Below are 14,955 nucleotides of genomic sequence, written 5' to 3' on the forward strand. Positions count from 1 at the left end.
ATGCTGCGCACCACACTCGCGGGACTGAGGCTGCACAGGTCCCGCTACGTCACCACGGTCCTGGCCATCCTGCTCGGTGTCATGTTCGTCTCGGGCACCATGGTCTTCGCCGACACCCTCAACGCCAACTACGAGGAGTCCGTCATGGGCTCCGCGACCTCGGTCGACACGATCGCGGTACCCTCGGCCCCGGAGGGGACGGGCGACCCCGCCGAGGAGCCGGGCGAGCCGCCGCGGCTCACCGAAGATCAGCTGGACCACGTCCGGGCCCTACCGGAGGTCGCCGGAGCCGACGGGATGGTCCAGGGACAGGCCGTGCTCCTGGACGACGAGGGACGCGCGTCCGGCTACATGCCGCCCGCCGCCCTGGCCCTGGAGGAGGTCACCCGCTTCTCCGCCGATGAGGGCCGTCTGCCCACCGACGGAACCGAGATCGCCCTGGCCACCTCCACCGCCGACCAGACGGGTTTCGGGGTCGGCGACACCGTGACCGTGCTCGACGCCGACATGGAGGAGCGCGAGTTCACCGTCTCGGGCCTGGTCAACTTCGGTGTCGACCCGGCCTTCACCTACGGCGGCGCCCTGGTCCTGGACCCGGGCACCCTGGAGGAGATGACCGGCGCCACCGGGTACGCCGAAATCGACGTACTGGCCGCCGAGGGCTACACCGACGAGCAGGTGACCGAGGCCGTGGCCGGGGTCCTGGGTTCGGACACCGAGGTCAGCACCGGTGAGGAGTTCGGCCTGGCGATGGCCGAGGGGGCCGGGGCCGACACCGAGATGCTGCGCACCGCCCTGCTGCTGTTCGCGTTCATCGCGATGTTCGTCGCCGGGATCGTCATCTACAACACCTTCGCCATCCTCATCGCCCAGCGCCAGCGCGAACTGGCCCTGCTGCGCTGCGTGGGCGCCACCCGCGCCCAGGTCTTCCGGTCGGTCCTGGCCGAGTCCGTGGTCGTGGGCCTGGTCGCCTCCGCCCTGGGCGTCCTCGCCGGTGTGGGCATCGGTATGGCCGGCGCGGCGTTCGGCGGCCCGCTCATGGGCATGGACGCCGGCGTCCCGGTCGTGCTCACCCCCCTGGCGGTCCTGACCGGTCTGGTCGTGGGCACCGTCGTGACGGTGTGCTCCGCCCTGGTCCCGGCCATGCGCGCCACCGGGGTCGCCCCGCTGGCGGCGCTGCGCACCAGCGCCACGGCCGCGGGCCTGGAGAAGGGCACGGGGTGGGTCCGGGTCGTGTTCGGGCTGCTGGCCTTCGCGATCGCCGCGGCGATGGTGGCACTGACCCGGCTCACCGGTCCCGACCAGACGGGCCCGATCGTCGTGACCGGCGCCGCCCTGGTCGCGTTCGTGGGCGTGGTCGTCCTGGGACCGCTGATCGTCCGCGGCTGCGTGCGGCTCGTCGGCATCCCGATGCGCAGGGTGGGCGTGGCCAGCATGCTCGCCGTGGACAACTCCACGCGCAGCCCTCGCCGGGCGGCCACCGCGATGATCGCGCTGACCGTGGGCGCCACCCTGATCACGGGCTACTCCGTGGTCAGCGCGAGCGTGGAGTCGACGATGACCCGCCAGCTGGACGAGAACTTCCCCATCGACTACCAGATCACCCCGCAGTTCGCGATGGAGGGCGCGTCCGCTCCGGACGCGGACACCGGGTCCGATGAGGGGACCGCCGAGGACGTCGACGCCCCGCCGGAAGCAGAGGGCACCGAGGGTGCCGGAGGCGCGGAGGACACCGAGGGTACGGAAGGCACCGAGGACACCGCTCCGGAGTCCGGCGAGGGGTCCGTTCCCGCGGCCGGTCTGAACACGGTCCCCGACTCCGTGTTCGAGGACCTGGAGGCCGAACCGACCGTGGCCGTGGTCAGCGGCCGGCGCAACGCCTTCGTCGAGACGGACGACGGACGCTTCCTCAACATCAGCGCCTACCCCGGTGCCGACGTGGAGGACCTGGGCTTCGAGTCCACCGAGGGCGACCTCACCGACCTCGGCCCCGGAAAGATCGCCCTCCCCGAGGGGGATGCCGACGGCGCCGGTATCGGTGACACCTTCGCCCTGCCCCTGGAGGACGGCACGGAGGTGTCCCTGGAGGTCGTCGCACTTCTGGACCCCATGATGACGATGGGGGTGCTCCTGGACGAACAGGACTTCACCGAGGCCTTCCCGGAAGTGACGGGGAACGACGCCGTCATGGTCCGCGGTACTGACGACGCCGACCCCGCCGAACTGCGAGAGGCCGTCTACGCCGCGGTCGACGACCACCCGACCCTGCAGGTCGCGTCGATGGCCGAGATGCGCGGGCAGCTCTCCGAGATGATGGACATCGCGTTCTACACGATCGCGGCGATGCTGGGGCTGGCGATCCTCATCGCGGTCTTCGGCATCTCCAACACCATGGCGCTGTCGGTGCTGGAGCGCACCCGCGAGTCCGCCCTCCTGCGGGCCCTGGGCCTGGCCCGCGGCCAGCTGCGCCGCATGCTGAGCCTGGAGGCCGTGCTGCTGTGCCTGATCGGCGCCGGCGTGGGTATCGGGCTGGGCGTGGTCTTCGGCTGGGCCGCCGTGGAGGCCACACTGCCGGACGCGATGCTGTCCGTCCCCGGCGCCCAGATCGGGGTGTTCATCGTGATCGCCGTCCTGGCCGGGCTGCTCGCCTCGGTCCTGCCGGGCCGGCGGGCCGCCGGGACGTCCATCACGGGCGCGCTCGCCAGCGAGTGACCGTCGTTCCACGGTGACGCGGCGCGGGCCCCTCCGCTCGGAGGGGCCCGCGCCGTACTGTGTGACCGTAGGCGCGAGGGAGGTCCGCTGTGGGTACGACGACTCCGGTCACGGCCGGCACGGTGGCGTGGGGGACGCCCACCGCCCGGTGGATGCTGACGGCGACGGTCCTGGGATCGGGCATGGCGTTCCTGGACTCCACGGTCGTGACGGTGGCGCTGCCCGCCATCGGATCCGACCTCGACACGGGCCTGTCCGGACTGCAGTGGATCGTCAACGGGTACATGATCACGCTGTCCGCGCTGATCCTGCTCAGCGGATCGCTCTCGGACCGGTTCGGGCGGGTGCGGCTGTTCATGGCCGGGGTGGTGGCGTTCGCGCTGGCGTCGGTGCTGTGCACCTTCGCGCCCACCCTGGAGTGGCTGGTGGCGGGGCGCGTCGTCCAGGGGGTGGGCGGTGCGATGATGACCCCGGGGAGCCTGGCGATCCTGCAGGCGGGGTTCCGGGAGAAGGACCGGGCCCGGGCGATCGGTGCCTGGTCGGGGCTGACCGGTGTCGCCGGGGCGGTGGGGCCGTTCCTGGGCGGTTGGCTCGTGCAGATCGGCGACTGGCGGCTGATCTTCCTCATCAACGTCCCGACGGCGGCGGCCGTGCTGCTGATCTCCTGGTTCAAGGTGCCCGAGTCGCGGGACTCCGGTGCCGACCACGGGTTGGACTACACGGGCGCCCTGCTGGGAGTGCTGGCTCTGGGCGGGATCACCTACGCGCTGATCCAGTGGGGCGCGGCGGGTGCCACTCCGGCGGTGCTGACCGCGGCCGCGGTCGGCGTGCTCGCCCTGGCGGCCTTCGTCCTGGCCGAGGCACGCGGCCGACACCCGATGCTGCCGTTGGGCATCTTCTCCTCGGTCCCCTTCAGCGTGACCAACGCGGCCACGGTGCTGGTCTACGGGGCACTGGGGCCGATGCTCTTCCTCCTCGTGATCTTCCTGCAGGAGGTGGGCGGGTACTCGCCCATCGCGGCGGGCGCGGCGTCACTGCCGATCACGGTCCTGATGCTGCTGCTGTCGGCGCGCTCGGGCAAGCTGGCCGCGCGGATCGGGCCCCGTCCCCAGCTTCTGGTCGGACCGTTGCTGCTGGCGGGCGGCTTCCTACTGCTGGCGCGGTTGGAGCCGGACGCCCCCTACCTGACCGGTGTCCTGCCGGGCGTGCTGCTGGTGGCGCTCGGGCTGGCGTCGGCGGTCGCGCCCCTGACCGCGACCGTCCTGGCCTCGGCACCCGAACGGCACGCGGGCCTGGCCTCGGGGGTCAACAACACCTTCGCGCGCGGCGCGCAGCTCATCGGAGTGGCCGCCGTCCCGGTGGCGGCGGGCATCGGGAGCGGTGGCGAGGGGGGCGACGGCTCGGCGAGCGCGTCGGCGATCGCACAGGGCTTCGGTTCGGCGATGCTGATCCTGGCGGGGATGTGCGCCCTGGCCGCGTTGTGCGCCCTGGCGCTGCCGCGGCGGTCGGCGCTGCGCGCGGAACGGGGGATGCGGGCGCGCCCGGCGGCCGGGCACGAGGCGGAAGGGGCGGTCGCGCCGCAGCCGCCCACCGCGCCGTCCCGGTTCTGCGGTACGACGGAGCCGCCGTGGCAGTCCTGTCCCGGCTCGAGCGCGGGCACCGAACAGGACACCCCCGGCGGGGACGGCCGTTAGGGCGGGTGTGGCGGACGCTGCCCGTCGCGGGCGGCGCGTCCTCCCGAGCCCCTCGGCGCGGGCACCGGTTCTACTGGTCCTCGGGCCGCTCCTCGGCACCGGACTCGACCTCCGCCTCGGGCACGACGCTGACCGCTTCCTCCTCGGCACTGCGCTCGGCGCCCCAGCGCTGGTGGGGAACGACATCCGTGCGTTCCGCGCGCACCTCGGCGTTGATGCCCAGTGTGCCGCGGCTGTCATCGTCCTCGAAGTCGTAGCCGAGGATGTTGAAGTCGGCGTCGATGGAGCGCTCGCTCTCGGCGATCTCGCTCTCCTGGGGGTCGTCCCCCATGTCCGCGTCGACGTCGTAGGGTCCTTCGCTCACAGTGTCCCCCTCCTTACCCCGATGCTCCGATGATCGCAGGTCGCGGAAGACATGTCAGCTTCCCGGCGGTGTCACCGCCCCCGGGTCAGGGCCGCCGGTGCTCGGCGCGGCGCAGGCGCAGCGGGCGCAGGGCGGCCTCCAGGGCCACGGCGGCGTCGAGCTTGCTCTCGCCCTCGACCCGGTCCTCGAAGTGGATGGGGATCTCCATCATCTTCTGGCCGCGGCGGTAGGCGCGGTAGTGCATCTCGACCTGGAACGCGTAGCCGGTGCTCTCGATGCCGGGCAGGTCCAGCACGCGCAGCGCCGAGGACCGCCAGATCTTGAACCCGGCGGTGACGTCGCGCACGGGCATGGCCAGGAGTGTCTTGACGTAGGTGTTGGCCCATCCGCTGAGCAGGCGGCGACGCAGGCCCCAGCGCTCGGACAGGCTGCCGCCGGGCACGTAGCGGCTGCCGATCACCACGTCGGCGTCGGTCGAGTGCAGGGTCCCCAGCAGTTGGGGGACATAGCCCACCGGGTGGCTGAGGTCGGCGTCCATCTGGACCACGAAGTCGGCGCCCTCGTCCAGGGCGTGTGTCATCCCCGCCACGTAGGCGCGCCCGAGACCGTCCTTGGCCGTGCGGTGGACCACGCTGATCCGGCCCCGGTGCTCGACGGCGAGCTTGTCCGCGACCTCACCGGTGCCGTCAGGCGAGTTGTCGTCGACCACGACGACCCGCAGTTCCGGCAGGTCCAGCGCCATCAGCTGGGCGACCAGGCGCGGCAGGTTGGCCGCCTCGTCATAGGTGGGCACCACGACCGTCAGCCGCGACCGCGACCAGGGGGAGGGCAGGGCGACGGGCGACGGGGTCACGTGGACCGGCGCGGACGGTGACTGCTCCGGGGGCGTCGGCTGGGAGGTCATGCGCGGCGGCTCCTGGGTGTGGACAACGAAAAGGACACTACGTCGCAAACAGCCCATGACGCGCCAATCGCGCAAGGGGCGTGAACGGTAGGGTACGCGGTCCCCGTACGCGGCACGAGGGGAAGGCCTCACCGTACGCGTCCGGAACCGGCCGTACCCCCGGCCGCCCCACGTCACTGCCCCCGCGCGTCCATGACGACGGCGACGTGCACGAGGGCTCCGGTCTCCTCCAGGGTCATCAGGACCTCGGGGTCGGCACGGTTGTCGGTGACCAGGTGGGCGATCATCTCCGGGGCGACCGTGGGAACCATGGTGTCCGCGCCGATCTTGGTGTGGTCGGCCAGCACGATGACCTCCTCGGCGCAGGCCGCCAGGGCGCGGTCGACACTGGCCACCGCCGGGTTGGGCGTGCTCAGTCCGCGGTCCGCGCTGACCCCGTTGCCGGTCAGGAAGGCCCGGTTGACCCGCAGCCCGTCGAGGAACTGCTCGGCCGCACCCCCCACCAGGGCCCTGATGGGGCCGTGCAGCGTCCCGCCGGTCATCACGACCTCCACGCCGGCGGCGTTCAGCAGGGCGTCGGCCACGCGCAGGGAATTGGTGACCACGGTCAGGTCGGTGTGGGAGGCGAGTTCGCGGGCGAAGGCCTCGGCGGTGGTGCCGGGGCCGATCGTGACGGCGTCACCCGGGCGGACCAGACGGGCGGCGGAGGCGGCGATGGCGGCCTTCTCGGCCGCGCACTGCTCGCTCTTGCCCGCGTAGCTCTGCTCGTGACCGATCCGGCCCGGCAGCGCGGCGCCGCCGCGGCGGCGGTCGACCAGTCCCTCGGCCTCCAGCGCGCGCACGTCGCGGCGGACGGTCACCTCCGAGGCCCGGACCTTGACCGCGATATCACGCAGGGACATGGTGCCATTGGCGCGGACCAGTTCGAGAATGCGCTCCCGGCGTTCGGCGGCGAACGCCGGACGGTTCTCCTCGGCCATGGACGTGACTCGCTTTCACCCGTGCTCGAAACGTGCGCACGGGTCCTCCCGCGCCTCTTCAGGGTACGGGCCGGTCCTCACGGTCCGCGGCCTCGCGGGCGGCGGGGGGCGTCGGGGGCTTCTCCATCAGGAGGGTGACGATCACGACGAGTGTGAGGGCGACCAGTCCGATGAGGGCACCGGCTCCGAAGAGCATGACGACTGACATACGGGCCTCCCGAGGGATGGGCTGACCTGCCAATAACCAAATTCCCGGTTTAGCTTGGCCTCACACCACCGATCACCGGGAAGATGCGGTGAGAATGGGTGCATGACGGTCGACCCCACACCCCTGGCACCCACCGTCTGGTGGGCCCGCATCTCCGACGCCGATCCCCGCCTCCTGCGCCTGCTCGACGCAGGCGAGCGGACCCGCAACGCCCGCTTCCGCCGACAGGCCGACCGCGACCGGCACCTGCTGGGCCGCTCCCTGGCCCGGCTGGCGCTGGCCGACCTCGCCGGCTGCCCTCCGGAGAAGGTCACCTTCGACCTGCGCTGCCGCTCCTGCGAGGACAAGGAGCGCACCGGGGCGCGCGGCGGCGACGACGAGCCCCACGGCAAGCCGCACCCCTCGGGACCCGCCCAGGGCCTGGAGATCTCGGTGAGCCACTCCGGTGACTGGGTGGCCCTGGCGGTGAGCGAGGGGGCACCGGTCGGGATCGACGTCGAGGGCGTCTCGGAGGCGCGCGACGTCGAGGGGCTGGCCGACTTCACGCTGGCCGAGGTCGAACGCCGGGACTGGCTGCTCCTGCCCGCCGAGGAGCGGGCGACCGCGTTCTTCGGCTACTGGGCGCGCAAGGAGGCCCTGCTCAAGGCCACCGGCCTGGGGCTGTCGGGCGGTCTGCGCCGGGTGGCCGTCTCCCCGCCGCACACCCGGGCGCGGCTGCTGTCCTGGGAGGGCGGCGGGGGCCCCGACGCCGCGTGGCTGTCGGACCTGGAACGGGGCACGGCCTACCGGTCGGCCCTGGCGGTGCTGACCGACCGACCGGTGGACGTGGTCGTGCGCACCCCCCAGGACACCGCCGACCTGCTCGCCACCCGGGACGTCAGGACCGGGCCAGGTGGCGGCTGATCACCATCCGCTGCACCTGGTTGGTGCCCTCCACGATCTGCAGCACCTTGGCCTCGCGCATGTACCGCTCCACCGGGAAGTCGCGCGTGTAGCCGTAGCCGCCGAACACCTGGACGGCGTCGGTGGTGACGCGCATGGCGGTGTCGGTGGCCATGAGCTTGGCCATCGCGGCGCGCTCACCGAAGGGGCGCCCGGCGTCGCGCAGGCGGGCGGCCGACAGGTACAGCTCCCGGGAGGCGGCGACCTGGGTGGCCATGTCGGCCAGCATGAAGCCCACGCCCTGGAAGTCGCCGATGGCCCGGCCGAACTGGTGGCGTTCGCGCGAGTAGGCCACGGCCGCCTCCAACGCGGCCTGGGCCAGGCCGACGGCACAGGCCGCGATGCCCAGACGGCCGGAGTCCAGAGCGGACAGCGCGATGCCGAATCCCTGGTCCCGCGGTCCGATGAGCGCCCCCTCGTCGAGTTCGACGCCGTCGAAGAGCACGCCGGCGGTGGGTGAGGAGTTCATCCCCATCTTGTGCTCCGGGGCGGCCGCACCGAGCCCGGGGGTGTCGGCCGGCACGTGGAAGCAGCTGATCCCCCGGGCCCCGGATCCGGGTTCCCCGGTACGGGCGAAGAGCGTGTAGTAGTCGGCGCGGCCCCCATGGGTGATCCACGCCTTGGCGCCGTTGACCCGGAAGCCGTGCCCGGTGTCCTCGGCCCGGGTGGTCAGTGCGGCGGCGTCGGACCCGGAGGCGGCCTCCGAGAGGCAGTAGGCGCCGAGCCGGTCGCCGCCGAGCATGTCGGGCAGGTGGTCGGCCCGCTGCTCGTCGGTGCCGAAGGCGGCCATCGGATAGCAGGACAGGGTGTGCACGCTCACGCCCAGCCCGACCGCGAGCCAGCCGCGGGCCAGCTCCTCCACGACCTGGAGGTAGACCTCGTAGGGCTGGTCGCCGCCGCCGTGGTCGGAGGGGTAGGGCAGGCCGAGCAGGCCCGCGGCCCCGAGGGTGGCGAAGACCTCGCGCGGGAAGACGGCGTTCTCCTCGTCGCCCGCCGCACGCGGCAGGAGCTCCTTGTCCACGATCTCCCGGGTCAGCTCGAGCAGCTGCTCGGCCTCCGGAGTGTGCAGTGTGCGTTCGACCGCCATGAACCTCTCCCCAGCGTGCGCGCGGACCCACCACGACCACATTTAGTAGGTCGTCCAACTATATGGTGACGAACGGCACCTTATCTCACCAAGCGAGACGGCGGAACGACCGAGCCCTCGACACCGGGAACCGCGGCGACGGGCTTCGCTGAACGAGGCGCCCCGGGAGACCCGCCCAGGGCGTACGCCTGTACACGGGACCCCTCCGCGTCCTAGATTCCCTCGCATGGACCTCGAACTCCGCCATCTGCGCACCCTCTGCCTCCTGGCCGACACCGGCAGCGTGACCAAGGCGGCCGCCGCGCTCTCCACGTCCCAGCCCGCGCTGACCACGCAGCTGCAGCGGATCGAGCGCGAGGTCGGCGGCCCTCTGTTCCACCGGGGGCGCTCAGGCGTCAAACCGACGGAGCTCGGGGAGTTCGTCCTGGTCAGAGCCCGCTCCGTCCTTCTGTCCATGGACGACCTGGTGAACGACATCACCGCGCGCGGCGCCTCTCCCACCACACTGCGCATCGGCGGCGTGGGGGCACTGGCGCTGGAGCTGTCGGCGCGGATGTCGGAGGTGGTCCCCCACGTACCGATCCAGGTCCGCACGGAGTACTCCCCCAAACTGGTCACCGACCTGGTCCGGGCCGGGCGGCTGGACGCGGGGACCACGATCGACTACGCGGACCGCGATCCCTCCACGGACGGCCCGCTGGCCTGGGCGATGCTGGCCGTGGAGCCGCTCCACGTGGCCCTGTGGGCCGACCACCCGGCGGCGGGCTCCCCCGTCGTCCGGCTCGCCGACCTCGCCGACAGCCCCTGGGCGCTGACGCCCCCCGACGGCGCGGGCTGGCCCGACTGCTTCTACCTCGCCTGCCAGCGCGCGGGCTTCACCCCCGACGTACCCTTCCGGCTCTACGAGCGCTCGGAGATCCGCGACCTCATCTCCGACGGCCGGGCGATCGCGCCCTGCCAGTCGGACTTCGAGACCGGGGCCAACGTGGTGATCCGTCCGCTGGCCGGCGCCCCGATCCAACTGCGCCACCTCCTGGTCTGGCGCCGCGACGGCGCCGTGCACCAGTACGCCGACCAGATCGCCCGGGTGGCCCGCCGGATCCTGGACCGCGGCCCCCGCGACACCACCGAACCGGTCGGTTCGCTGGGCTGACCACCGGCTCCGCCACCCGCCGCCGACACCGCTCGCCCGGGGCCCGCCACGTGTCCCGGCGGCCCGCTACGCGTCCGGTCGACGCGTCACGTGTCCCACCGGCGCACCCCCTCGGCGAGCCACGCCGACGTGCCCGCTCACCTGGGCCGATGCCGCCCCGGGCTCCGCACCGCACCAGGGAACCGCCCCCCGCGCGGACAGTGGCCCACGGCACACGTATGCTACTCACTGGTAAGCTACCGACCAGTAGGTGTGCTCCCCCATGACCGGGTTCACCTCTCGTCATCCCCCCGGGGGTCCGCTCCCCGCCCAGGCGGACACAGCACTACAGGCTCAGGACACCATCAATGCGATCACTGAAGGCATTCGCCTCCGCGCTCACCGTCGCACTCCTCGTCTCCTCCTGCTCCGGCGGCGCACCCGACGACGAGGCGACCGGCGCCCCGACGGACGAGACCATGGGCGTCACCGACGACACCGTGGTCATCGGAACCCACCAGCCGCTCACCGGGTCCGCGGCTCCGGGCTTCCGGCACGTGTCCACGGGAGCCCGGGCGGTCTTCGACTACATCAACGACAACGGCGGCATCCACGGACGCCGGATCGACTACCAGGTACAGGACGACGGGTTCGACCCCGCGCGCACGGCCGAGGCCGCCCGGGTCCTGATGGAGGACCACGAGATCTTCGCGATGCTCGGCGGACTCGGCACCCCCACCCACGAGGCGGTCATCGCCGACCTCAACGAGGCGGGTGTGCCCGACCTGTTCGTCTCCTCCGGAGCGCTGGCCTGGGACCAGCCCGAGGAGTACCCCTACAGCTACGGGTTCCAGGTCGACTACACCAAGGAGGCCAAGATCCAGGGCCACTTCCTCGCCGAGAACTTCTCCGGCGAGGAGGTCGCCCTGCTCTACCAGAACGACGACGTGGGCCCCTCCTCACACGCGGGCATCGAGCAGTACCTCACCGACGAGATCGTGGCCTGGGAGTCCTACGACCCCGGCGTGCCCGAACTGGGCGGCCAGATCTCCGCGATGAAGGCCAGCGGCGCCGACGTCGCCGTCTGCTACTGCATCCCCGCCTTCCTCGCCCAGGCGGTCATGGAGGCCGCCGCCGTCGGCTACGAGCCCCAGTGGGTCGCGCCCAGCTTCGGAGGCGACGTCCAGATCGCCACCGGCCTCATCGAACAGTTCTCCGAGGGCACCCCGGCCGAGGACATCCCGGCCGAGGCCTTCCTGGACGGGCTCATCATCACGTCGTTCCTGCCCCCGGTCGCCCAGCCCGACGACCCCTGGACCGCGTTCTTCCACGAGATCCACCAGGAGTACAACGAGGGCACCCCCTTCACCGACACCACGGTGTACGGCATGGCGCAGGCGGTCCTGTTCGCGCAGGTCCTCATGGAGACCGGCCCCGACCTCACCCGCCAGTCGCTCATCGACACCCTGCACTCGCGCGAGTGGACCGGTCCGGGCCTGGTGCCCTTCCAGGCGACCGAGAACGACCACAGCGGCTACGCCGGTGTCCAGGTGATGCGGCACCACGCGGACGAGGAGCTGGAGATCCTGCAGGAACCGATGGCCACCGACAGCGACGGCGGCGAGATCGTGCCCTTCGAACTGGACCGGCCCGCCCCCGAGGACATGGAGCTCTTCGACGGAACCGGTGAGGGGTAGGGGCGTAGGTGGCGGGCGCCACGGCCCCTGCGGGCGGGCCTCAGGCGCCCGCCCGCCGCTCCCGCGCCGCGCCGCGCGAGCGCAGCCACCACAGCGCACCGATCGCCACCGCGAGCACGGTTCCGCCGACCGCCACCGGCACTCCGACGTCCGCCCCGCCCGCCCCGACCAGCACCAGCGCCACCGTCGCCGGGATCCCGCCCAGGAGTGTGCCGAGTGCGAAGGGCAGGGCGCCCGCCCGTGTCAGGCCGAAGCCGTAGTTGACCGCCTGGTAGGGGATCACCGGCAGCAGGCGCAGCTGCACCACCGCCACCAGGGCCCGACGGCCGGTCAGGCCGTCCAGCCAGTCCAGGACGCCCGGGGACAGCCGTCGGGCGATCAACTCGCCCGCCGCGTACCGCGCCACCCAGAACTGGACCAGCGCGGCGGCCACCCCGCCCGCCAGGGCCAGCGGCAGGCCCGGCCAGAGACCGAACAACAGCCCGCCCGCCGCGTTGAGCAGCGGCCGCGGCACCAGCGCGAACACGGCCAGGGCGTAGGCGCCCAGGTAGACCGCCGCCCCCGCAGCGCCCGCCTCGCCGACCCAGGCCCGGACCGTGGCCGCGTCAGGGCCGTAGCGCCAGGCGGCCAGCAGGGCCGCGGCCCACACCACGGCCACGCCGAACCGGGCCACCCGTCCGGCGCGTGCCCCTGGCGTCCTCCCCTCCCCCGCGAGCTCGTCCACCCGCGGCTCAGCGACGGTCCAGGCGCGGGAAGACGACCTTGGTGAGCACGATCGTCAGGGCCGCCGCGGTGGGGATGGCCAGCAGCGCACCGACCAGGCCCATCAGCGTGCCGCCGACCAGGGCGGCGGTGATGTTGGCGGTCGGGCTGACGTCCACCGCCTGGCGCATCACGCGCGGCGAGACGACGTAGCTCTCGACCTGCTGCCAGGTGAGGAAGAACACCAGGCTCGCCAAGCCGAGCCACGGATCGCTGACCGCCACCACCAGGGACGCGGCCAGCGCCCCGATCGTGGTCCCCACCAGCGGGATGAGCGCGGTCACCCCCACCAGCAGGGCGAGTGTGAGCGCGTAGGCGGATCCGATCGCCCAGATGAAGAGGAAGGCCACCGTCCCGCTGATCGCGGCCACGATGAGCTGGCCGGCGATGAACGCTCCGATGCGCTGGACGATCTCGTCACCGATCTCGCGGACCCCGTCGCGGTTGGAACGCGGGACGAGCCGGTAGATGAGGCCGAGGATGCCGTTCAGGGACGCCATGAAGAACAGGGTCAGGATCAGGACGGTGAAGGTGGCGAACAGCGAGTTGAACACCACCCGGCCCACGCCGACCAGGCCCCCGAACACCTGTGACCCGAAGTCGGCGTCGGCCAGGGCGGCCTGGACCCGGTCCAGGATGTCGTAGCGTTCCTCCAGATCCGCGAAGAACGGGGTGTCCTGGAGCTGCCCGACGGTCTGGGGCAGGTGCGTGAGGAATCCCGTGATCTGTGTGGTCAGCGGTGGGACGATCGCCCACACGAACACCGCGGCGAAGAGCACGAGCGCCAGGCACATGGTGAGGATCGCGGCCCACCGCGGCAGGTGCAGTCGCCGGCGCAGGCCCTCCACGGCCGGGTTGAGACCCACTGCGAGGAACAGGGCGACCAGGATGTACACGAGGACCGCGCGCGCCTCGATCACCGCCTGGACCAGGATCCACGCGCTGAGAACACCCAGTGCGCCCACGAAGCCGAAGAGGAAGTAGTTGGGTCGCCGGGGCGGACTCTCCCCCGTGGTCAGCGCCAGCGGGCCCGTGCCCCGCCTCACTTCGCCTTCCGCGGGGAGTCGGGGATCCTCAGTGTGAACATCGCGCCTCCCAGCAGGTCACTGTGCCCGGCCACGAGCGTACCGCCGTGGGACCTCGCGATCTCCCGGGAGATGGGCAGTCCCAGGCCGCTACCGCCCGGATCGCGCTCCTTGGACTCGCTCAGGCGCGCGAAGCGCGCGAAGACGCGTTCGCGGTCCTTCTCGGGGATGCCGGACCCGTCGTCGTGGACCTCCACCACCACCGCGTCGCCCTCGCGTTCGACGACCACGTCCACGCGCGAGAACGCGTGCCGTTCGGCGTTGGCGATCAGGTTGGTCAGGATGCGGACCAGTTGGAGCCGGTTGCCGCGCACCCACACCGGACCCGAGGTGTGCACCCGCAACTCGTGACGTGCGCGCCGGCGGCCCCCGAACTCGTTCGAGACCAGGGAGGACAGGTCCACGCGCTCGTACTCCTGGCGCGTCGAGGTGTCCAGCCGGGCGAGTTCGAGCAGGTCGGCGACGATGTGCTCCAGGCGCTCGGTGTCGGCGAGCAGGCTGGTCAGGAGCAGTTCGCGCGAACGCGGGTCGGGCTCAGGATCGGAGAGTTCGACCTCCAGTTTGGTGTGCATCCCGGTGATGGGGTTGCGCAGCTCGTGTGAGGCGTCGGAGACGAACCGGCGCTGGCGGGTGACGGCCTCCTCCAGACGGTCCAGGCCCGCGTTGGCCGTCCTGGCGAGTTCGGAGATCTCGTCCTGGGTGCAGGGGACGGAGAGCCGGCCGTGCAGCCCGGACCTGGTGATCCGGTGGATCTCCTCGGTGATCTCCCGCACCGGCCGCAGGGCGCGGCCGACACCGAACCAGATGATGGCCGCCGTGGACGCGAGCAGGGCCAGGCCCAGGGCCACGAACGCCACCTCCGGGAGGAGGCTGTCGAGCACGGCCGGCGGGCGGGTCCCGGCCAGGACCAGGACGTCGCCGTAGGCGGTGTCGTCGATCTCGTAGCCGACGACCAGGACGCACTCTCCCGGTGCGGCACCGATCGCTCTCCCGCAGGCCGTCGTCTCCACCCGGAAGTCGGGGTCGTCCTCGTCGTCCTCGGCCATCGCGGGCCGCCCCCGCAGGGCGTCGCTCGCGGCCAGGACCTCCCCGGTCCCGCGCTCGACGATCTGCAGACGCAGGACCAGGCCGTCGGTGGGGATCGCGCCCGGGTAGCGCTCGTCCACGATCTCGTCGGCCACCAGCCGGGCCGCCTGAGCGGCGTCGTCGCGCAACTCCATGGCCAGGGTGCGCTGCACGAAGATGATGGTGAGCACCACCCCGACGCCCAGGGCGACCGCCACGGCGGCGACCGCGCCGACCGTCACACGCGCGCGGATCGACCGGGGGCGCAATCCTCTCCCAGCCCGCCTGAGTCCACCTATCCGCTCCGACACCCGCCCATTGTC

Annotated in this window: 13 protein-coding genes; 5 read left to right on the forward strand and 8 right to left on the reverse strand. The window is 72.3% G+C overall.

Annotated features, from left to right (window positions below; genetic code table 11):
- Complete coding sequence (locus M1P99_RS00545) at nt 1–2,712, forward strand: ABC transporter permease (RefSeq protein ID WP_304450725.1); 2,712 nt, start codon at nt 1–3, stop codon at nt 2,710–2,712.
- A gap of 152 nt (nt 2,713–2,864) precedes the next feature.
- The gene (locus M1P99_RS00550) at nt 2,865–4,406 is read left to right on the forward strand and encodes an MFS transporter (protein WP_304455515.1); all 1,542 of its coding nucleotides are present in this window, start codon (nt 2,865–2,867) and stop codon (nt 4,404–4,406) included.
- A gap of 70 nt (nt 4,407–4,476) precedes the next feature.
- Here M1P99_RS00550 and M1P99_RS00555 read toward each other — a convergent pair whose 3' ends face one another.
- The 4 genes from M1P99_RS00555 to M1P99_RS00570 form a co-directional block, all read right to left on the reverse strand.
- Nucleotides 4,477–4,770: a hypothetical protein gene (locus M1P99_RS00555; RefSeq protein WP_304450726.1), complete on the reverse strand. Its 294-nt coding sequence runs from the start codon at nt 4,768–4,770 to the stop codon at nt 4,477–4,479.
- A gap of 85 nt (nt 4,771–4,855) precedes the next feature.
- A complete protein-coding gene (locus M1P99_RS00560) occupies nt 4,856–5,674 on the reverse strand; it encodes a polyprenol monophosphomannose synthase (RefSeq protein ID WP_304450727.1) in 819 nt (272 codons plus the stop codon).
- A 173-nt stretch (nt 5,675–5,847) separates the two neighbouring features.
- Nucleotides 5,848–6,654 (reverse strand): DeoR/GlpR family DNA-binding transcription regulator, encoded by an 807-nt coding sequence (locus M1P99_RS00565; RefSeq protein ID WP_304450728.1) that lies wholly within the window; start codon nt 6,652–6,654, stop codon nt 5,848–5,850.
- A 58-nt stretch (nt 6,655–6,712) separates the two neighbouring features.
- Nucleotides 6,713–6,862, reverse strand: a complete 150-nt coding sequence (locus M1P99_RS00570; protein ID WP_304450729.1) for a hypothetical protein — start codon at nt 6,860–6,862, stop codon at nt 6,713–6,715.
- A 102-nt stretch (nt 6,863–6,964) separates the two neighbouring features.
- On the opposite strand from M1P99_RS00570, the gene M1P99_RS00575 reads away from it, so the two are divergent.
- Nucleotides 6,965–7,765, forward strand: a complete 801-nt coding sequence (locus tag M1P99_RS00575; protein WP_304450730.1) for a 4'-phosphopantetheinyl transferase superfamily protein — start codon at nt 6,965–6,967, stop codon at nt 7,763–7,765.
- On the opposite strand, the gene M1P99_RS00580 is transcribed toward M1P99_RS00575, so the two are convergent.
- The gene (locus M1P99_RS00580) at nt 7,740–8,891 is read right to left on the reverse strand and encodes an acyl-CoA dehydrogenase family protein (RefSeq protein WP_304450731.1); all 1,152 of its coding nucleotides are present in this window, start codon (nt 8,889–8,891) and stop codon (nt 7,740–7,742) included. The two genes, M1P99_RS00575 and M1P99_RS00580, sit on opposite strands and share 26 nt — an antisense overlap.
- A gap of 226 nt (nt 8,892–9,117) precedes the next feature.
- Here M1P99_RS00580 and M1P99_RS00585 point away from each other — a divergent pair, with 226 nt between their 5' ends.
- Nucleotides 9,118–10,044 carry a LysR family transcriptional regulator gene (locus tag M1P99_RS00585; protein WP_304450732.1) on the forward strand — a complete coding sequence of 309 codons (927 nt, stop codon included), beginning with the start codon at nt 9,118–9,120 and terminating at the stop codon, nt 10,042–10,044.
- A 347-nt stretch (nt 10,045–10,391) separates the two neighbouring features.
- Nucleotides 10,392–11,720 (forward strand): ABC transporter substrate-binding protein, encoded by a 1,329-nt coding sequence (locus tag M1P99_RS00590; RefSeq protein ID WP_304450733.1) that lies wholly within the window; start codon nt 10,392–10,394, stop codon nt 11,718–11,720.
- Between the two features lie 40 nt (nt 11,721–11,760).
- Here M1P99_RS00590 and M1P99_RS00595 read toward each other — a convergent pair whose 3' ends face one another.
- From M1P99_RS00595 to M1P99_RS00605, 3 genes are read right to left on the reverse strand one after another with little or no spacing between them, the layout of a single operon-like run.
- Entirely contained in the window at nt 11,761–12,444 is a 684-nt protein-coding gene (locus M1P99_RS00595) for a TVP38/TMEM64 family protein (RefSeq protein WP_304450734.1), read from the reverse strand.
- A gap of 7 nt (nt 12,445–12,451) precedes the next feature.
- Entirely contained in the window at nt 12,452–13,528 is a 1,077-nt protein-coding gene (locus M1P99_RS00600; protein ID WP_304450735.1) for an AI-2E family transporter, read from the reverse strand.
- Nucleotides 13,525–14,874 (reverse strand): cell wall metabolism sensor histidine kinase WalK, encoded by a 1,350-nt coding sequence (locus M1P99_RS00605; protein WP_304450736.1) that lies wholly within the window; start codon nt 14,872–14,874, stop codon nt 13,525–13,527. The genes M1P99_RS00600 and M1P99_RS00605 overlap by 4 nt, the downstream gene beginning before the upstream one ends.
- Between the last annotated feature and the right edge of the window lie 81 nt (nt 14,875–14,955).

Source organism: Nocardiopsis sp. YSL2, assembly GCF_030555055.1.
Taxonomy (GTDB): Bacteria; Actinomycetota; Actinomycetes; order Streptosporangiales; family Streptosporangiaceae; genus Nocardiopsis.